At 37.0% G+C, this 18,661-nt stretch carries 18 protein-coding genes; 10 read left to right on the top strand and 8 right to left on the bottom strand.

Annotated elements, in window-relative coordinates:
• Positions 1-98 precede the first annotated feature (98 nt).
• Entirely contained in the window at positions 99-1,121 is a 1,023-nt protein-coding gene (add, locus tag ECA01S_RS08390; RefSeq protein WP_067393951.1) for an adenosine deaminase, read from the top strand.
• 51 nt (positions 1,122-1,172) lie between these two features.
• Here add and ECA01S_RS08385 read toward each other — a convergent pair whose 3' ends face one another.
• Both ECA01S_RS08385 and ECA01S_RS08380 read right to left on the bottom strand, forming a co-directional pair.
• Positions 1,173-1,775, bottom strand: coding sequence for a class I SAM-dependent methyltransferase (locus ECA01S_RS08385; RefSeq protein WP_067393949.1), 603 nt, complete (start codon positions 1,773-1,775; stop codon positions 1,173-1,175).
• Between the two features lie 5 nt (positions 1,776-1,780).
• Positions 1,781-2,368: a GDSL-type esterase/lipase family protein gene (locus tag ECA01S_RS08380; protein ID WP_067393947.1), complete on the bottom strand. Its 588-nt coding sequence runs from the start codon at positions 2,366-2,368 to the stop codon at positions 1,781-1,783.
• 221 nt (positions 2,369-2,589) lie between these two features.
• Between ECA01S_RS08380 and coaA the strand changes: the two genes are divergently transcribed.
• From coaA to ECA01S_RS14170, 4 genes are all read left to right on the top strand, one after another.
• Positions 2,590-3,513: a type I pantothenate kinase gene (gene coaA / locus ECA01S_RS08375; protein ID WP_067393945.1), complete on the top strand. Its 924-nt coding sequence runs from the start codon at positions 2,590-2,592 to the stop codon at positions 3,511-3,513.
• A gap of 63 nt (positions 3,514-3,576) precedes the next feature.
• Complete coding sequence (gene guaA / locus ECA01S_RS08370; protein ID WP_067393943.1) at positions 3,577-5,142, top strand: glutamine-hydrolyzing GMP synthase; 1,566 nt, start codon at positions 3,577-3,579, stop codon at positions 5,140-5,142.
• A 187-nt stretch (positions 5,143-5,329) separates the two neighbouring features.
• Positions 5,330-5,515, top strand: coding sequence for a hypothetical protein (locus tag ECA01S_RS08365; protein WP_067393942.1), 186 nt, complete (start codon positions 5,330-5,332; stop codon positions 5,513-5,515).
• A gap of 267 nt (positions 5,516-5,782) precedes the next feature.
• Positions 5,783-5,929: a hypothetical protein gene (locus ECA01S_RS14170; RefSeq protein WP_157490289.1), complete on the top strand. Its 147-nt coding sequence runs from the start codon at positions 5,783-5,785 to the stop codon at positions 5,927-5,929.
• A gap of 87 nt (positions 5,930-6,016) precedes the next feature.
• On the opposite strand, the gene ECA01S_RS14440 is transcribed toward ECA01S_RS14170, so the two are convergent.
• Together ECA01S_RS14440 and ECA01S_RS08350 are read right to left on the bottom strand one after the other, a co-directional pair.
• Positions 6,017-9,658, bottom strand: coding sequence for a YobI family P-loop NTPase (locus ECA01S_RS14440; RefSeq protein WP_174519973.1), 3,642 nt, complete (start codon positions 9,656-9,658; stop codon positions 6,017-6,019).
• 57 nt (positions 9,659-9,715) lie between these two features.
• Positions 9,716-9,898, bottom strand: a complete 183-nt coding sequence (locus ECA01S_RS08350; protein WP_067393939.1) for a YlcI/YnfO family protein — start codon at positions 9,896-9,898, stop codon at positions 9,716-9,718.
• Between the two features lie 129 nt (positions 9,899-10,027).
• Between ECA01S_RS08350 and ECA01S_RS08345 the strand changes: the two genes are divergently transcribed.
• The 3 genes from ECA01S_RS08345 (at position 10,028) to ECA01S_RS08335 (ending at position 13,778) form a co-directional block, all read left to right on the top strand.
• Positions 10,028-11,704 carry a LysM peptidoglycan-binding domain-containing protein gene (locus ECA01S_RS08345; RefSeq protein WP_067393933.1) on the top strand — a complete coding sequence of 559 codons (1,677 nt, stop codon included), beginning with the start codon at positions 10,028-10,030 and terminating at the stop codon, positions 11,702-11,704.
• 201 nt (positions 11,705-11,905) lie between these two features.
• Positions 11,906-12,547, top strand: a complete 642-nt coding sequence (locus ECA01S_RS08340; protein ID WP_067393931.1) for a DJ-1/PfpI family protein — start codon at positions 11,906-11,908, stop codon at positions 12,545-12,547.
• A 208-nt stretch (positions 12,548-12,755) separates the two neighbouring features.
• Complete coding sequence (locus ECA01S_RS08335; protein WP_067393928.1) at positions 12,756-13,778, top strand: LLM class flavin-dependent oxidoreductase; 1,023 nt, start codon at positions 12,756-12,758, stop codon at positions 13,776-13,778.
• A gap of 68 nt (positions 13,779-13,846) precedes the next feature.
• Here the strand turns inward: ECA01S_RS08335 and ECA01S_RS08330 are convergent, their stop codons facing one another.
• On the bottom strand, positions 13,847-14,233 hold the full coding sequence (locus tag ECA01S_RS08330) for an HIRAN domain-containing protein (protein ID WP_067393926.1): 387 nt from the start codon (positions 14,231-14,233) through the stop codon (positions 13,847-13,849).
• A gap of 220 nt (positions 14,234-14,453) precedes the next feature.
• On the opposite strand from ECA01S_RS08330, the gene ECA01S_RS08325 reads away from it, so the two are divergent.
• Positions 14,454-15,011, top strand: coding sequence for a hypothetical protein (locus ECA01S_RS08325; RefSeq protein ID WP_067393923.1), 558 nt, complete (start codon positions 14,454-14,456; stop codon positions 15,009-15,011).
• Between the two features lie 59 nt (positions 15,012-15,070).
• On the opposite strand, the gene ECA01S_RS08320 is transcribed toward ECA01S_RS08325, so the two are convergent.
• From ECA01S_RS08320 to ECA01S_RS08310, 3 genes are all read right to left on the bottom strand, one after another.
• Complete coding sequence (locus ECA01S_RS08320; protein ID WP_067393920.1) at positions 15,071-15,367, bottom strand: hypothetical protein; 297 nt, start codon at positions 15,365-15,367, stop codon at positions 15,071-15,073.
• A gap of 67 nt (positions 15,368-15,434) precedes the next feature.
• Positions 15,435-16,280, bottom strand: a complete 846-nt coding sequence (locus ECA01S_RS08315; RefSeq protein WP_067393918.1) for a Cof-type HAD-IIB family hydrolase — start codon at positions 16,278-16,280, stop codon at positions 15,435-15,437.
• Positions 16,281-16,353: 73 nt separating this feature from the next.
• The gene (locus ECA01S_RS08310) at positions 16,354-17,202 is read right to left on the bottom strand and encodes a MurR/RpiR family transcriptional regulator (RefSeq protein WP_067393915.1); all 849 of its coding nucleotides are present in this window, start codon (positions 17,200-17,202) and stop codon (positions 16,354-16,356) included.
• A 146-nt stretch (positions 17,203-17,348) separates the two neighbouring features.
• Here ECA01S_RS08310 and ECA01S_RS08305 point away from each other — a divergent pair, with 146 nt between their 5' ends.
• On the top strand, positions 17,349-18,656 hold the full coding sequence (locus tag ECA01S_RS08305) for a PTS sugar transporter subunit IIC (RefSeq protein ID WP_067393912.1): 1,308 nt from the start codon (positions 17,349-17,351) through the stop codon (positions 18,654-18,656).
• Positions 18,657-18,661: the final 5 nt, after the last annotated feature.

The following is an 18,661-nucleotide window of genomic DNA, read 5'->3' as shown; positions in this document are numbered from 1 at the left end:
TATGTTTCTTGAAATAACTTTCTGCCCACAGTGTAACAAAGTTTCTTTGAAAGCGGTAGCTAATTTTTGTCGTTAGTCATTTACGAAAGGACGGTTTTATGGAAGAAACCATTATCAAAGCATTACCGAAAGTCGAATTGCATTGCCACTTAGACGGTTCCGTACGCCCTGAGACCCTTTACGCCCTTGCCCAGAAACAGCAGCTCCCGATTTCTGATTTTGAAACTTTCCGTCAAGCCATCACTGTCTCTGAAGAATGCCAAAATTTGGAAGAATATTTGCAGTGTTTCAATGCTATCCTCCCAATTTTACAAACTACTGAAGCTCTAAGTGCTGCGGCATATGACGTGGTTGCCCAAGGGGCCGCTGAAAATGTTCACTATATGGAAATTCGTTTTGCTCCCCAACTACATACTAGAAACGGTCTAACCGTTAAGGAAGTCATTACGGCGGTCTTAACTGGTCTAGAACGTGGCCAGACTGAACTAGGCGTTAAAAATAATGCACTCTTATGTGGCATGCGCCACCACAACCATGAAAAAAATAACGAAGTCCTAAAAGCTGCAACCGACTTTTCTGAAAACGGGGTTGTAGGTTTTGACCTAGCTGGGGACGAAGCCAACTTTCCACCTCATGAGTTCGCCGAATTGATTCAACAAAAACCGGCAGGCGTTGGTCTGACGCTACACGCTGGCGAGTGCGGCTGTCCGCAAAACGTCGTCGAATCTATCCGCATGGGGGCGACCCGCATTGGCCACGGCATCGCGATCAAAAAAGAACCTGCCGAATGGGCTGCGCTGGCTGCTGCCGGTACTACCTTGGAAATGTGTCCCACAAGTAACTTCCACACCAAAACAGCAGACTCATTGGCGGACTATCCTTTCCAAGACTTTCTAGAGGCTGGGATTGCCATTTCTATTAACACCGATAACCGGACTGTTTCGCAAACTTCTTTGACGCAAGAATTCCAGCAATTGTCTGAGTGGTATGGTATTTCCTATGACATCATGCATCAATTGACCCAAAATAGTGTCCAAGCAGCTTTTCTAAAGGAAAACGCTAAAAGTGAATTAGCCGCTGCCATCACAGCAGGTTATCAACCTTACTTATCGAATCTATAGAAAAAATCCTGAGAAAGTTTTCAATAACTTTCCCAGGATTTTTTGATAACACTAACGAATACTTTTTAAAATGTAATACCCTTTATCTTTAGCAACAATTTCCACATTTCCAAAAGTTTCCTGCATCTTCTTTTCTGCACTAGGCGCGCCTTGTTTTTTCTGAATGACGACGGTTAAACTACCACCTGGCAGCAAACGCTCATAGGCGCCTGTTAAAATTTCATGCACTACTTTTTTACCGGCTCGAATTGGTGGGTTACTGACAATCGCCGCATATTGTTTTTGATGGGTTTCGCTATAAACATTAGAAGTATGAATATCGACTTGCGTCAATAAGGCATTGCGCTTGGCATTTTCCTGCGCTAAACCTAAGGCTCGTTCATTTACATCAATCATCTCTACTTTATGACCGCTGGCAGCAGCTAAAGATAATCCAATTGGCCCGTAGCCGCACCCGACATCCAACAACCAACCTTCTGGTAACTCTGACCAAGAAAAGTGGTCAATCAACACACGGGAACCGAAATCAACTGTTTTTTTAGAAAAAACGCCACTATCTGTCACAAATCGAAACGGGCGGCCAAGTAAGGTAAATGACCACTCCTCCAGTTGATGAGGGGTATCTGGATTTTCTGTAAAATATTGGTTACTCATTGGCTTCACTCTCCTGATTCAGCCATTTTAACCTTTAACGCATTGATAATCAAGGCGGCTAGAAATTCATAGCCCCACTCAGAGAAATGCAGCCCGTCTTCTTGCACAAACTCGTCACTACCTGGATAGAGCGTCATATGATGATACATGTCGATAATTGGTGTGCCGTACTCTTTGCTAAGCTCATGAACCTTTTCACCGTAAGCCAAGATCCGTTCTACTGGACGCTCTGGTTGCTTCTTAGAGGTCACATAAGGTGGTGTAATCAGAATTACTTTTTCAGCCCCAACCATTTCAATCATTTTTCGCAAATTCTCTTCATACTCATCGATTGGTACTAATTTATCAGTTGCCAAATCGTTAATACCAAAGAAAATCGTGACATAAGCTGGATCATACTTCACTACGTGGTCCTCAATACGAGCCAAACCTTCGCGGGTTGTTTCGCCTGGAACACCGGCCGAAATCACTTCAAAATCCGTAAAATCTTGAGCTTCTAAATCTTGTTCCACTAAATCTCGTAATAAAGGCGTTACTTCGCCTGCCAAATAGCCGGCGGTAATGCTGTCACCAAATAAAATCACCTTTTTCATCCGTTTCACCTCATTTTATTTTCTTTCTTCATGATACCATGAAGTTTCAGATTGCCAAAAGGCCAAGCCCTTAGGAATTCTACTCTCGATTGGATTTGTGAAAAGATTGCAAATCGTCACCATGAAAATTTTCAAAGGAACCCCTCATTTTAGGGGAAAAGACTGTAGTTTTCACATATTTGTGTTAAAATAAGCGAAGAATATCGAAGCGGGAGGTTGACATGGACGAAAAGATGAATTACTATCCCATTTCACGGGAAGAGTGGCAAGGTTTTTATCGTAATGGAACGCCACCACTAACCGGGGAAGAGTTGGAGAGTATCAAGAGTTTCAACGACCGGATCTCGATGCAAGACGTACAGGATATCTACGTACCTTTAACGCATCTGATCCACATCTATATGAAAGAATTTGAGTCGCTGATTCTCAGCAAAGGTCTCTTCCTTCATAAATACGTCCCATTACCACCGTTTATCATCGGCATTTCAGGGAGTGTCGCAGTCGGCAAAAGTACTACGGCTCGTCTGTTACAAAAAATCCTCTCCCGTACTTTCAAACGTCGGAACGTCCAATTGATTACGACCGACGGCTTTTTATATCCAAATAAAGTTTTGAAAGAGCGCGGGATTATGGACCGGAAGGGATTTCCAGAAAGCTACGATATGGAAAAGCTGATCAATTTTCTCAATGAAGTTAAAAGTGGGAAAGACGACATTCAAGCGCCGCTTTATTCTCATGACAGCTACGACATCGTAGAAGGTGAATTTTTAACGCTCCACCAGCCGGATATTCTAATCGTGGAAGGTATCAATGTTTTTCAGTTACCGGCGAATCAGCAGATTTACGTTAGCGACTTCTTCGATTTTTCATTATTCGTTGATGCTGATCCAGCCTTGATTGAAAAATGGTATCTCGAGCGCTTTGGTATGTTACTAGACACTTCTTTCAAAGAACCAGGCAACTATTACTATGATCTAGCGACTGGTGACCGCGAAAGAGCCTTTCATTTCGCTCGCGATGTGTGGCAGAACGTCAATTTACGCAATTTGACGGACTACATTTTGCCTACTCGTAACCGAGCAGATGTGATCTTACACAAAACTGAGAACCACATCATTGACAAGATTTATTTACGTAAATACTAGCATTTTAATGTGAAGGCCCAACCTTCCTTTAAGATAAAATTTAGAAGAATAGGGGTAATCAATGTGACAAACGTTGCCGATATGACAGACGTTGAAAAGATTATTGTATTAGACTATGGCAGCCAGTACAATCAGCTGATCACACGCCGCATCCGCGAATTTGGTGTGTTCTCTGAACTGATGAGCCATCGTATCACTGCCGCTGAGGTCAAAGCGATCAATCCAAAAGGAATCATCCTTTCTGGTGGACCAAATAGCGTATACGATGAGGGCGCTTTTGGGATCGATCCGGAGATTTTCGAATTAGGGATCCCCGTTTTAGGGATTTGTTACGGCATGCAGTTGATTACGTACAAATTAGGTGGGAAAGTCGAACCAGCCAAAAATCGTGAATACGGTAAAGCTGAATTAGAAATCACCGATAAAAACGCCGTGCTTTTCCAAGGCACACCTGAAAAACAAACCGTTTGGATGAGTCATGGTGACTTAGTAACGGAAGTACCAACAGGCTTTGAAGTTGTTGCGACAAGCAAAGATTGTCCAATCGCGTCAATCCAAGACACCAATCGTAACTTCTACGGGATCCAATTCCATGCAGAAGTCCGACACTCTGAATACGGTAATGAATTATTACGCCATTTTGCTTTTGATGTATGTCACTGTGAAGGCAACTGGACGATGGATAATTTTATCGACATGGAAATCGCAAAGATTCGCGAAAAAGTTGGCGATAAAAAAGTCCTACTAGGCCTATCTGGCGGTGTTGATTCCAGCGTTGTCGGCGTCTTATTACAAAAAGCCATTGGCGACCAATTAACTTGTATCTTCGTTGACCATGGTCTTTTACGTAAAAATGAAGCAGATCAAGTAATGGAAAGCCTAGGCGGGAAATTTGGCTTGAACATCATCAAAGTGGATGCCAAAGACCGTTTCTTGAATAAATTAAAAGGCATTTCCGACCCAGAAGAAAAACGTAAAATCATCGGAAATGAATTCGTCTATGTCTTTGACGACGAAGCGGCTAAACTAGCTGGCGACGAAGGTGTTTCCTTCCTAGCCCAAGGTACTCTATACACCGACGTCATTGAATCTGGTACCGAAACAGCCCAAACCATTAAGTCTCACCACAATGTGGGTGGTTTACCGGAAGATATGCAATTTGAATTGATCGAACCTTTGAACACGTTGTTTAAAGATGAAGTACGTGAATTAGGGACACAATTGGGAATGCCGGATACCATCGTTTGGCGCCAACCATTCCCAGGACCTGGTTTAGGGATTCGCGTTCTTGGCGAAATTACTGAAGACAAATTAGAAATCGTCCGTGAATCAGACGCTATCTTACGAGAAGAAATCGCTAATGCCGGCTTAGACCGCGATATTTGGCAATACTTCACCGTGTTACCAGGCATTCGTTCTGTTGGTGTTATGGGCGACGGCCGTACCTATGATTACACTATTGGTATCCGTGCCGTTACTTCCATTGATGGTATGACAGCTGACTTTGCTCGCATTCCTTGGGATGTCTTGCAAAAAATCTCTGTTCGTATCGTTAACGAAGTGGCCCACGTCAACCGCATCGTGTATGATATTACGAGCAAGCCACCAGCAACAGTTGAGTGGGAATAAAGAGCCAACACAAATTGAATTGAGAACGCCCATTTAACAGCGTTTATTGTGATTATAAAGTGGATAAAACTGCTTAATTTTATATGGTTTCCTGCCAAAAACCCTGCCAAACTTTCTATGTTTAGCAGGGTTATTTTGCATTACTTTCATCCTTTCACTACCAAAAATAGAAAAGGATGGATATAAAATGAAGACACCTACAAAATACAGCAAATTAGTAAAGAACAATGAAGTAGACAAAGAGTTGATTGGACATGTAGCTTTTTTACAATCAATAAACGTGCTAAGAATTATCGTGACAAAAGAAACGAATATAGATATTCAAATTATAGACACGCTTATTCATGCATGCAGAGTTATGAAGAAAAAATGAATGACGCATATACTATGAAATCAAATATCTTAAGTTTGTTTAAACCTATTGAAATCCATCAAGCAACTTTTAAGAGTGAGTTTTATAAAATTGTATACAGCGATCAACCCGAATACTCACAAATTAAACCTCATCAAGTCAGATCAACAGGTTGGTCATTAACTACAGGAAATAAATACAATTCTGATTGAAAAGAGCAGAATACAATATTTTCTTTATTATAAAATTGACAACTTTAAATTTCATCAGCCAATTGATGAGATTGAGTTGGAGAATTATACAGACTTATCCGTCAAGACTTTAGAAGATAACTTCAAAGTTGACGGAAGAAAGGGTACTGAATTACTAAGTGCTCAGTTCTGTAAAAAAGTCTATCAATTGATTCAATCAGAAAAATATACCTTTATTGAATAAATTAAAAGCAACCCAATCAATTTTGAGTGGATTGCTTTATCTCATTCAATAAACAAGTAATCAGTACAATCTTAAATATACACCGTCCTAATTATATTTTATGGTGACTTTATCAAGTCTTTCATCATAAGTTGCAAGTCTTTTTTCTTTAAGCAATCTAGCAAAATTTAAATAATCCTTGGAAACAGTCCTTTGACCCTTTTTATTAGAAATCATTGATACTAATTTCACTATATTTTGCTCATCACTTGGAACTTCGTTTAATAAAATGATACTTTCTCTCACTAATAATTCAACTGTTTCTCCCTCAAGTGATTCTTTCAAGAAGATAGAAATAAGATTTATCGAATACTCTATGCCAATTTTTTCATTGTGTAATAATTCTATTAAGTATTTTTTTCTCAAAGTGTAATCTTCAAAATTATTTAGTACTTGAATTACTGGTGCTTCATCCCAAGTCAATATTTCAGAGTATAAAGCTTCTTTTTTCTTATCAAATAGAAATTTCAATATTTTTAAATCACAGACACTAATACTTTCAAACGAATACTTAACTTTATCCCATTTATAGAGTATCTGTAATTTTTCCGGTGAAGAAATTGTCGTCGTTGTTTCTAAGATATCATCGTATTTTTGTACATACTTCTCAAACAGTTCAGCATCCACATTCTCATTCTCATTCTCAAAAAGAGCTTGATATACAATGTTTTTAATTTGTTCATCCTGAAAAATGTCTTCAATATCATTGTACAGTTGATAAAAATCAAAATCCCAATGTATTAATATTTCCTTTATCATTTCATCCTGTTCCTTATCTTCAATAGCAGTAGATTCATATAAATACTGCAAATTTAGATATGAGTTTTCATATAATATAGTGTATTTTGAAAAAATTGTAAGTTTAGAGAAGCTCAAATTTAAATCATTCAATGAGTGAAAAACTATTGGATTAAACTGACTCAAAAATTGTAGCGCTTCATCAAAATCACTATCACTTTGTTCATTAAATAAAAGAGATAATATTGCTTTATCCCATTCTTTTTCTAAGCTAAAAGATAGATTTCCATTTTTCTCTATATAGTCAAATAACTTAGTTTTGTTTTCTAAAGAATACTGTGCATACGGTTCAAAATCCTTTATTCGAGTGTTTTCAAACTCAGAAAGAATGAACTCCACATTCTCAATATTATACTCATATATATTATTCTTATATATGCGTGATAACAGTGCATCATTCTTAATATCTGAAAGTAATTTCACCTTGATGTTCTTCTCTATTCTGTATGCTCTGAACACGATTAATGCACTATTTTCATCTAAATTCGGCGTAAATATGCTTAGGTCTCGGTTGAATTCTTCTAGCCACTTACTATTATCAAAATCTTCTTCATCACGAATAAGATTTTCATACTTTTCCAGAATAAGATTTAAAAGTTCTACGTAGCCATTCCTTACTTTGTCAATAACAAAGATCAACGTTTTGTCCTCTGACATATCAGCTATTTCAAGCATTATCAATTCTTGATACAACTTTTCCTTATAATTCGTTGCCAGTATTGGGAGGCTATTTTTTTGAGAAATTCGGGATACAATACGTTCAAAGTCATCACAATTTCCATCTAACCAATCAATTATCTGCTTAAGACTATCAGAATTCTTAACTTGAGATATATTTATAAAAAGAAAATCGATTTTATCTATATCTTGTTCAAATTTTAAAAATTCATATATAAAGCTTTCCTCATTAACTGCATTATATATTAATTTATTGGTCTTACTATTTGATATCCCTTTTGTGTATATCCAACTGATAAGGTAAACATTCAAACCATTATGATTTCTGATTTTGTCTTCCTTCATTTTGGATAAAATCGTCGCAGGATCATATAGTTTAAGTGTATATAAATCTGTTCTGTTTTCTAAGAGATTAAAGTTCTTAATAAAAGTAGCGTCGTTAACTTCCAAATAGTTGTTTGAAATGTACATATTATAGTCATTCATATTCAAAATATTTTCAAGAATTCCCAGTTTAACAAAATCTATATTTAGAAATTCTTTAATTGAAAAAACAAGCTTATTCGGATCGTTTTTTCTTCTGTTTTCAACATCTTTAATAATTCCTGTAATCAATTCACTCTTATCAGAATAATACAAGGAAATAGTCTCTGACATACTTCTATCACTCAAGAATACAGGTGTTTTTCTTTTTTTTCTATATTCTTCTGCTGAAAAAATATACTCCATATTATTAGACTCAATATCTTCTAATACTTCATCTAATTTCAATACGGTTCCATATGAACTATACAAAGTGGTATTACCATAATTGATACTAACTTCTTCAATACTAGATTGCTCCTTTACACCACGCCAAAGTTGCTCCAGAGTTGAAATATTTATATGATTATTGGCATTTTTTCTCGCACCGACAAGTAAACATCTTGAAAAAAAATCTTCTTTCCGATTCTTTTCTATATGCTCATATTGGTCCTTACTATTATAAAGCTTTGTAATAAGCCGCATATCTTCAAAGATATCATGTATTATTTCATAAAAATTATAAAAGCGACTTTTTAGTATTGTGAAATAGAATAATTTTAAATCACTAAACTCTTCTTTATCGCCAATATCAATAATAGCCTTCATAATCTGATAATCATTAACCACATCAATTAGTACTCTGGGAGAATTAATATATTGAGAAATCATAAACAAGTCTTCATCTTTCATAGCTCCCTCACTAACTATGTTAGGGAATGTCTTCTTAATGAATTCATAGCTATTTTGATTATCCATAACCGGCGTAATGTTTATAGCAAAGTCAAAAAATTTTGTTACATTATCCTTAAAACCAGAGTGATATATCTTATCTATATCCACTTTATCTTTCTTTGAAAATTCTGAAAACAAACTATTTCCAACTGCATAAACAAACTTATAAAAATTTTTTTCATCACTACCATTAAGCAGATTATTTACTTCTCTTAACTGTTGGAAAATTTTTATATTTTCATATCTATCGATATCTTCAATTATAAGTAATAGATTCTTATTTTTCCTTCTCAAAAGATAGATTAGGTACTCTAAATAATCAAACTCGTCACTTGTGATGACATCTGTAAATTTTTCAACTTCTGCATCAATAGTCGACGCAACATTAAACTTACTAATCTTGAACCCCGATAGAAGTTTTGGATATAAATAAAGCAGAAACAGTACCACCGTTGCTATCAACAGAAAATACTGTACAATTTTGAATATTTCTAACGGAATCCCCCAATTTAGAACATGATTTACTATTGGCAGCTTAGCTAATAACTCTGTATTCATGAAGAAAAAAAACAAAAAAATAAAAATAAACATTGAGATAACAACTAACGATTTACGATTCAGTTGTAATGATCTAAACTTTAAAATGTTGTGTTCCAAATCTTTTTTAGGATTTTGAACAATTTGCTTAATTATATTTTTCAATAAAATTAAACTATCAGTCTCATCATTTTTAAGTGTCAGCAAAGACACGTTTATCACGTCATATTTATCATTATCTATTTCGTTTTTTACATAGGTTCCAATAACTGTGCTCTTACCAGTTCCATAGTCACCTATAATACCTATATTATTGATTTCATTCTTTTCAGTAAAACAATAATCCAATGCCTCTTTATATGTTTCGTAATTCTTTACTTCCTCTTTCCTATTTCTGGGTTTTAATGAAAAAAAATTCACTATCTCCCCTCCTCTCACAGTATATTTTTCGATAATTAGATCATTTCAATTTTCTGATTAGCTCTCTTCACTTTTTTTCATATTTTCTAAAGCATATTCACAAGCTTGAATAACAAAGCTTGAGAAAGTTGCATCATTCTCTGCTATAACTTCCTCAATTTTTTCTATTAAAGGAACAGGAAATCTAATAGTTTTATTTTCCGTTTCTTTTCTATTAGGTTTAATTCTAAAATTATTCATTTGTCATACCTCCATTATAGCTAATTGTATTTTGTTTAGCACGTCAAAGAAGCATTGCATTTTGCAATTCAAAAGCTGGTTATCATTGCTAAAATGGTTATTGTAAGCAAATTGATTAAGGAGGAAACTATGAAAAACAAGGAGTTCAAAAATATTACTGTTTCAGAAAAAGTGGAAAGAAAAACAATATACAAAGCAAAGAAAAAATGGCTTATTAAAAGTCTTTTATTCTCAACTGTTTTAGGTGGATCGTTACTATTAAGCGATACATCAGCTTTTGCCGATGAAAATGACGGTGTCTGGATTGCTCGAACAGCAGAACAAATCAAGGAAGAAATAAATGGGAATGAATATCTAATAAAATGGGGCGATACCTTATCTGCGATTTCAGAAGCAATAAACATTTCAATCACTCGTTTAGCTGAGATCAATCAGATTGAAAATGTTGATCTAATTTTCGCAGGAAACAAACTGGTTTTTGGTGCTGAAATTGACAAAAAAACGGGTGAAGATAATCGAGTGGTAGCAGTACAAGGTCAAGATGGTAAAACTAAAGTAGTAATGAATACAGATGAAAATAAGCCTGTTGTTAACCAAACTGAAACTGACAAAGCAAAGAATGTAGAAAGTAATGGTGGCACTTATACTCCACCAAAGAATAATGATACAAATACTAACCAAAATACAGAGAAACCAACTTTACCTTCTGCACCAGAACCACCTGTTCAACCTGAAACTCCTGTTGAACCAGAGAAACCAATTGATCCAGAACCACCTGTTAATCCTGAAAAACCTATCGATCCGGAAAATCCAACACCAGTGATCGTGGATAAAACTGTCTTAACCAATCTTTTCAATTCAGTGACTAACTTAATTTCTACTGAATATACACCTGATTCGTGGAACAACTTTAAAGTAGTAAGAAATGAATCCCAAGCATTGTTACAAAATACTGATGCTACTCAGGATGAAGTCGATACAATGGTTTCAAATTTACAAAATGTTATCGCTGGTTTAGTTAAAGTTGAACAACCTGTTCAAGTGGATAAAGCGGCATTGGTTCAGCTATATAATAGCGTGACTGACCTAACGAGTACGGATTACGAAACAAATTCATGGAATACATTCAAAACTGTTCGTGAACAAGCAAAAGTGATTATTCAAGATACTAATGCGACTCAAGTACAAGTTGATAATATGACTACTGCCTTACAACAAACAATTGATGGATTAGTAAAAGCTGAACAACCTGCTCAAACATATAAAAGTGCCTTGCAAGCGTTAATTAATGAAGTAAAAGATTATCAAGCTGATTCATATACAGCAGAATCGTGGAATTCATTCCATCAAGCTTTTTCAGAAGCAGTGACTGTTTTAGCCAATGAGAATGCCACTCAAGAAGAAATTGATAATGCTAAAGATTCTTTAGAAACAGCGAAAAATAATTTGGTTAAACAAGCAATCATTAACAAAGACGCGCTAATCTCACTTTATAACTCTACTTCTTCTTATGATCCAGATAAATTTACCGATTCTTCGTGGAACAAGTTTATCCAAGTAAAAGCGGAAGCAAAACAAGTGATTAATGATAAAAATGCTACCCAAAAACAAGTAGATGATATTAAGCAGAAATTGCAAAACGCAATCAACCAGTTAGAAGAAAAACAAGATACTTCTGATTTTTCGAAATTACCTGAAAAAACGCCAACTTATTCAGCAAGTATGACTGCCAAATTTGAGAGTGCTTTGAATGCTTATCGTCAAGCTAAAGGTTTCTACAAGAATGTTTACATTGAGTGGGAATAGCATAAAAGAGCTTAGAACCTTTTATTTATAAGGGTTCTAAGCTCTTTATTTGTGAACAATAAGTCTTTTTAACTTGATTTATTCTATAAGCTCAATACCTTTCTTCCTAGTCATCCTTCAATAATATCTTCCTAATCATATTCAAGAATTCTTTGCTAACATCACCTTATGCTATACTAAAAACTAAAAAGGAGTATTGTGATGCAGAAAAAAGCCTTGATTCTCACCTACGAAGGAATGTCATTGAGCGAGATTACCTTATTGACTGATTACTTAACGGTTTTCCAGCCATGGGAAGAAATGTGGCAGTTAGATACCGTTGGAACGGGAAAAAAGCTGATTCAATCGGAGGATTGTTTTCAAATCCAGCCAAATAAAAACTTAAAGGAAGTCAACTTTTCTGAATACGAAGTGATCATTTTGAGTGGGATTATGAATCCTTATCCAATAGCAGAAGACAAAGACCTGATTAAATTTCTGAAGCCGCTAGCAACTATGTCCGTGCGACCGTTGATTGTTGCTATTTCTTCTGCGCCTATGCTACTTGCCAAGGCTGGTGTCTTGGATAATGTGAAATTTACCTCCGGCTTGTTTGAGGAAACTCTGGATGAATTCACCTTTTTTCAGAAAGAGAACATCGTGCGTCAACCACTTGTTTATGATGACCAAGCCCGTATCTTAACCGCGATTGGTTTTGCATACCGAGAGTTTGCGGTAAAAACAGCACAATTATTAGGATTTGAAGTTAAAGATACTGCCTTCTCAGGCATACGTATGGCGCCACCCTACACAGCAGAGGAACTGACTTTCCATATGACTCCTAATGTACAGGAAGAATCTTAATCCTTTTTGCTTATAGTTATTCATTCTAGTCAGTGTTTTTATAGCGCTGACTTTTCATTTTTTTAAAATAATCGCCTTTAAAATAACCAAAAACTGCCAACCACCTCTAGCCGGCACAAATATTCGTATTTTTTCAAAAAACGTAGTAAAATCAAAATAATTTATCGGATCAATCTGATAAAGCATACATAAAGGAGGAACTTCCACCATGAAAAAAATTGGGTTTTTGAGTTTTGGTCATTGGATGGACCGCGGTTCATTGGTTAAAACTGCCAGTGATGCTTATCTGCAATCTATTGAGTTAGCCATAGAAGCAGAAAAAATTGGGATCGATGGCGCTTATTACCGGGTTCACCATTTTGCACCACAAATCGGTTCACCTTTCCCATTATTATCTGCGATTGGCGCTAAGACTAGCAAAATCGAGATTGGGACTGGTTTGATCGACATGCGTTACGAAAATCCGTATATGATGGCTGAAAATGCCAGCTTGACGGACATTATTACACAAGGGCGTGTGGAATTAGGCGTGGGTCGTGGCTCACCTGAACAAGTATTAGATGGTTGGCAATACTTTGGCTATGATTATAGTGAAGAAGAAATTAAAGAAATTACGCGCCAACGGACGTTGGAATTTTTGGATTTACTAGAAGGCAATGCTTTTGCAGAACCTAATCCAATGCCCATGTTTCCACAAGGACCTGGCAAATTGCGCTTGGAACCTTATTCTGAAGGTTTACGCGAACGCATCTGGTGGGGCGCTGGCTCAATAGAAACAGCGATTTGGGCGGCTCAGCATGGTATGAACTTACAATCTTCTACCTTGGTGAACTATGAATCCAACGAACCATTCCATGTCCAACAAGCCAATCAACTGCGGGCCTTTAAAGAAGCTTGGAAACAAGCAGGTCATAACTTTGAACCAAGAACACTAGTTACTCGTTCGATTCAACCAATCACCACTGACCTTGACCGCAAATTATTCGGCGCAGATGGCGAACCACAAGAGGATTCTGTTGGTTACTTGGCCTATCACCGTAACCCAACTATTTTTGGTCGGACTTTTGCTGGTGAACCAGATCAATTAGTGAAAGAATTGGCTGAAGACGAAGCCATCAAGGAAGCAGATACGGTGTTGATTACGATTCCTAATACACTAGGTGTCGAATACAATATCCACTTATTAGATACCATCTTAAAAGATGTCGCACCAGAACTTGGCTGGCGCTAAGCTCATTTTCAAACAAAATTAAAAGCTCCTTGATTCTGACAAATTGTCGAATCAAGGAGCTTTTGTTTTTATGCTTTATGGCGTTGGTCTTTGACTCGTACTACTACGCGAAACTGTCGCTCGGGATGATGCTCTAGATTGACCGTTTGAATTCGGGCCTCGAACAAATCAGAATGCCCGAAATACAAAAACGTACTAAACATCGTATTTTTGCTACTAGGAATATATCCTAATTTTTTCCCTTGATAGTATATAGCAACTGCGTCGGGATCATGAGGATTATCCGGCTCTCCAACTAAGGTTACTACTGTCCCCAGCTTCAGTTCTTCAATGACCTCCAAACCATCATAATAAGCAAAGCCGGCAATATGAAAATCCATGAAAAAACGACTAGGCTCATACCGTTGTTGACGAATTGATTCAAAGACGGCTTTTGGTACAAATTCTTCTGACATCTCAAAACACCCACTTCTTCTTTTCTTCATTATAACAAATATTCAATCAAACAAAGTATACGCTTTCTTTTTATCAACCTTTAAAAGCATAACCTACCTGAATTTTGAGTCTAATCGTTCATTTCAATAACTATTGATAAGGTACTCTCCGGCTGTTACAATACAATAAAATTAATCCGAAATTGATTTATACTCATCTGCTACAGGGGGGCCAGAACCGGTGAAAACTTCTTCCATCAAAATTTTTGCACTTTGCGCCATTGCGGTCTGCGTAAACATCGTTTTAGGAACCTTTATTGCTTATATACGTATTCCTTTTCTCTACTTAGACGTGATTGGTACGATTTTTATTGCTGCTAATTTCAAAATGCCCTACGGAATCATGACGGCCATCTGTACCAGTCTGCTAATTAGTATTGTCAGCGGTCCCTTATTTCTGCCTTTTGTGTTCGTTAGTATCGCCATTGCCATTGTGACAAATCTGATGGCTCGTAACGGCTTTGGTTATAAAAAAGCTCTCTTAACAGGCCTTCTGGTTACTTTAATAGGTTCTTTAGTGAGTGCCCCCATACGCCTTATTATGTTTGGAGGTCTATCGAATTCCATCACTAATTTTTTGATTTTGTCTTTAAAAGCGTCCGGACAAAAAATGATTACAGCGGCGTATTGGGGTGCATTTGCGGATAGTATCGTGGATAAGACGCTCTCGTGCCTGCTGGTGGCTTGGTTGATGCAGTTGCCTCTGTTTCAAAAACATTTGCAGACTATAGGAAACTAGTAGTCATTGTATACACATAAATTCTAAATCTCGCAATACTGCTCCATTTATAAGATGACTTAACTAATGCAGCCTTGCTCTTTTGCGTATGCCATATACTTCAAAACTTTTGCTTTTTTCTGCTGCTTAATTTGCTGAATTACTTCTGAATCAGGCTGGTGCAAACCTTCCTGTTGCAGCATTTCCATCACTGCCATCAACTGATAGTATTCTGTTAAAATCTCCTGCTCATTTGTCACGGTTGGTGTTTCCGGACGATGGTCCTGCAAGCCAAAACGTAAACTTTTCGCTATTGCCTGTTGAATCTCCGCACATTCCTCCATTGCCACTACCATTAAATGTTCTTTTTTATTCATGCCTGCTACTCCCTCCGTATTCAAAAAACCTCAGAAAAAGACAGTCGCTTTTTCTGAGGAAATTTCGTTAGTTTTCAATCAAGCCAAAATGAGCCATGGCCACGGCAATTCCGTGATCATCATGGGTCTCAGTAATATGATCAGCTACTGCTTTCAATTCATCACACGCATTCCCCATCGCAATACCTGTGTCAACTGCGGCAAACATTTCCAAGTCATTGTGACCATCGCCAAAAGCAAATGTTGCTTGATTACTCTCCCCGAGATGATTCAGTAAGTGCTGGATTGCGGTACGCTTGCTGATATTTGCCAAGGCAATCTCACCACTATCTTTTCCAAATGCGGGTACTGTACTGCGCATCATTTGAAACTTTCCATGGTACGTTTCGTGGATCTGCTCATAAGGAATTGATTGGTTAATAAAAGAAACCTTATTGATATCTTGATAGTCGATTTTCGTCTGATCTTCTTCCAACAAGTCTAAAAACCACTCAATTGTTGCTAACTTTTCCAGACCTTCCGCAGAAGTCGGATCAGTTCCTGCCAAGATGACCTTACGCAGCCGCGCTTTTAAGCCCGGGCTAGCAAACAAGCCTTGATTAGATTCTAAGTAATATTCAATTTGATTTTTGCTCAAAAAAGTCACCAATTGACGGACTTCTTCTTCATCAAACACCTTATGTAAAATGACTTCATCTTGTACTTCGCAATAGCCGCCACCGGCACCAATCATACCATCTAATCCTAGCGCCGCTACCTCATCTGTAATTTCCGCCTTTGAACGTCCCGTACATAAGAAGAAACGATGCCCACGTGCTTGGGCTTTTTTGATAGCTTGTTTAGCACTTTCTGGTACGATTCCTTGCTCGTTGCATAATGTTCCATCCACATCTAAAAAAATAATTTTTTCCATACTTCACCTCGGTAGTTGTTAGAGTAGGTCCATCATACCGAGCCTGGCATGAAAAGACAATCTTCTTTTAGTTTTAAAACTCAAATTTAGAGATAGGGGTCACTTGCTGCTCTTCATAGTTTCGTTCAAAATTCCGGTTAAAAATACATGAGTATAGTACGTTCAGCATGTATTCTATCGCCAAATGTGATGAAAAATTAGACACTTTAAACTTGGCACTTTCCTTATTTGGTAACAATAATACTTCGGAGGCATAAGTGGCTAAAGGGCTATGTTCATCACTAGTAATAGCAATAATTGGTGTCTTATTCTGGTAGAAAGTTTTCGCGTCATTAACAATTTCTGCTGTTCGGCCACTGTAAGAAACCATGATAGCCACATCGTCTGCTTGCGAAGATAGCGCTAAATGATACTGTTCAGCTTGCAAATTAATCATTCGAACAAACATATTGATGCGCAACAGTTTAGTCTGAAAATCTAATAACCGAATATAACTATCGCTAACACCGATAGCGTAGATATTTTTTGCTTCAATGATTTTTTGAACACAGTGGTTTAATTTCTGAGTAGTCAGCATTGCTTGTGTGGCTTCAATTGTTTCCGTGGTCAAACGAGCAATTTTTTGCGAAATCATCCGATCGGTATCCTTTGCCGTAAACGGAAGGTTAGCATCAACTTCTGAAATTGTCCGTAAAGAAGTAGCCAAATCATGGGCTAAGATGATTTTAAATTCTTTAAAACCTGATACTCGGCATTTTTTACATAAACGAATAATCGTAGAGGTAGAAGAATTGGTTTGGGTAGCCAAATCATAAATGGATAGATGCAATACCACTTCCGGATCTTTAAGAATAAATTCCACAATCAATTGCTCGTTATATGAGAAATGTTGTTCAGTCTGTAATTTTTCCAGTAGGTTCACCTTTTTCGCTCCTTTTGACACTTTATTACGCTTTCATCATACCTTATTTCCTTTTTATAAGAAACATTGTATCTCTTTCTTATCAGACTATTCTGTTTTGAGTTCAAAGTCCGTATGATAAAGGAAATTAACGAGGAGGTTTTCTCATGGAAAAAATGACAAACTGGGTTGAGCAGGTTTTAGTACCTCGCGTATCCAAAATTACGGAACTACGTTACTTCCAAGCATTACGTAACGGTTTTTTTGCTATTATGCCTTTAACAATTATTGGGTCTATTTTTATGCTGATTACAGATTTTCCGGTAGCTGGTTATGGTGATTTTATGGCTTCCATTTTTGGCCAAAATTGGGCAGATTTTATTTCACCTGCTTATCGGGCTACTTTTAATATGATGGGCTTGATGTTTGCTGGAACAATGTCTTATAAACTAGCGGAAAGCTATGATATGGATAAATTAACTTCTCTCATTCTGGGAGTCGTTGCTTATGTCATTGTTTTACCAAAAAGTGTCATTACAGAATCTGGTGAAGTCGTACAAAAAGTCCTTTCCTTTGATTGGACAGGTACGCAAGGTGTTATTACAGCTATCATTATGTCAATTGTGTCCGTTGAAATCACGCGTTTTTGTATCAAGAAAAATATCATGATCAAAATGCCCGATAGTGTTCCGACAATGGTTAGTAAGGCATTCAGTGCACTGATTCCTGGGGTCTTGATTGCGCTGGTTGCATTAGTTATCAATGGATTAGGAATCATGATTTCTGGATCGTTTCCTCAAATGATTTATACGATTATTCAAGCCCCGCTCCAAGGTTTGATTGGCACGCCATTTGCCATCATTATCGTAGCTGGTTTAAATGGTCTGCTTTGGTGGTTTGGTATCCATCCAACCGTCATTAATTCCATGCTTTATCCAATTCTTTATGCAAATGCTGAAAAAAATCAATTGCTTGCGGATCTCGGTCAACTTACTACACAAAATGGTAATTTTGGAACAGTTCAAATGTTGGATCAATTTGCCACAATTGGTGGTGCTGGCTGTACGATTGGTTTAGCCGTAGCAATGGTGCTAGTAGGGCGTTCTTCTCGTATGAAAGCAATGTCTAAGATTTCTTTTGTGCCAGCTTTTTTCAATATTAATGAACCCTTGATATTTGGATTGCCTGTCATCTTTAATCCTTTAATCTTAATTCCTGTTACAATTGCGCCAATCGTTGCTGTTTGTATCGCTTATCTTTCTATGTCTATTGGGTTTATGCCAATGTTCACTGGAATTCAAGCGCCTTGGGCCACACCGTTCCTATTTTCAGGATTTTTAGTTTCAGGTTGGCAAGGAGCAGTTACTCAAGTAATTGCTGTTCTGGCTTGTATTGCAATCTATTATCCGTTTGTTAAAGCATTAGATAATCAATATCAAAAAGAAGAAACCCACGAAATTCCAGACGTTATTTAGGAGGA

The sequence above is a fragment of the Enterococcus canis NBRC 100695 genome, from assembly GCF_001544375.1.
GTDB lineage: Bacteria > Bacillota > Bacilli > Lactobacillales > Enterococcaceae > Enterococcus_H > Enterococcus_H canis.
Note: the sequence above shows the minus strand (reverse complement) of the source record. Positions and strands in the feature narration are given on the sequence as shown.

What these genes read in the sequence shown, in the direction of transcription:
- ECA01S_RS08320 (WP_067393920.1), bottom strand. Translation starts at nt 15,367, where the DNA reads ATGAATAAAAAAGAACATTTAATGGTAGTGGCAATGGAGGAATGTGCG.
- ECA01S_RS08365 (WP_067393942.1), top strand. Translation starts at nt 5,330, where the DNA reads ATGAAGACACCTACAAAATACAGCAAATTAGTAAAGAACAATGAAGTA.
- ECA01S_RS08305 (WP_067393912.1), top strand. Translation starts at nt 17,349, where the DNA reads ATGGAAAAAATGACAAACTGGGTTGAGCAGGTTTTAGTACCTCGCGTA.
- ECA01S_RS08340 (WP_067393931.1), top strand. Translation starts at nt 11,906, where the DNA reads ATGCAGAAAAAAGCCTTGATTCTCACCTACGAAGGAATGTCATTGAGC.
- ECA01S_RS08335 (WP_067393928.1), top strand. Translation starts at nt 12,756, where the DNA reads ATGAAAAAAATTGGGTTTTTGAGTTTTGGTCATTGGATGGACCGCGGT.
- add (WP_067393951.1), top strand. Translation starts at nt 99, where the DNA reads ATGGAAGAAACCATTATCAAAGCATTACCGAAAGTCGAATTGCATTGC.
- ECA01S_RS08315 (WP_067393918.1), bottom strand. Translation starts at nt 16,280, where the DNA reads ATGGAAAAAATTATTTTTTTAGATGTGGATGGAACATTATGCAACGAG.
- ECA01S_RS08385 (WP_067393949.1), bottom strand. Translation starts at nt 1,775, where the DNA reads ATGAGTAACCAATATTTTACAGAAAATCCAGATACCCCTCATCAACTG.
- coaA (WP_067393945.1), top strand. Translation starts at nt 2,590, where the DNA reads ATGGACGAAAAGATGAATTACTATCCCATTTCACGGGAAGAGTGGCAA.
- ECA01S_RS08350 (WP_067393939.1), bottom strand. Translation starts at nt 9,898, where the DNA reads ATGAATAATTTTAGAATTAAACCTAATAGAAAAGAAACGGAAAATAAA.
- ECA01S_RS08380 (WP_067393947.1), bottom strand. Translation starts at nt 2,368, where the DNA reads ATGAAAAAGGTGATTTTATTTGGTGACAGCATTACCGCCGGCTATTTG.
- ECA01S_RS08330 (WP_067393926.1), bottom strand. Translation starts at nt 14,233, where the DNA reads ATGTCAGAAGAATTTGTACCAAAAGCCGTCTTTGAATCAATTCGTCAA.
- ECA01S_RS08345 (WP_067393933.1), top strand. Translation starts at nt 10,028, where the DNA reads ATGAAAAACAAGGAGTTCAAAAATATTACTGTTTCAGAAAAAGTGGAA.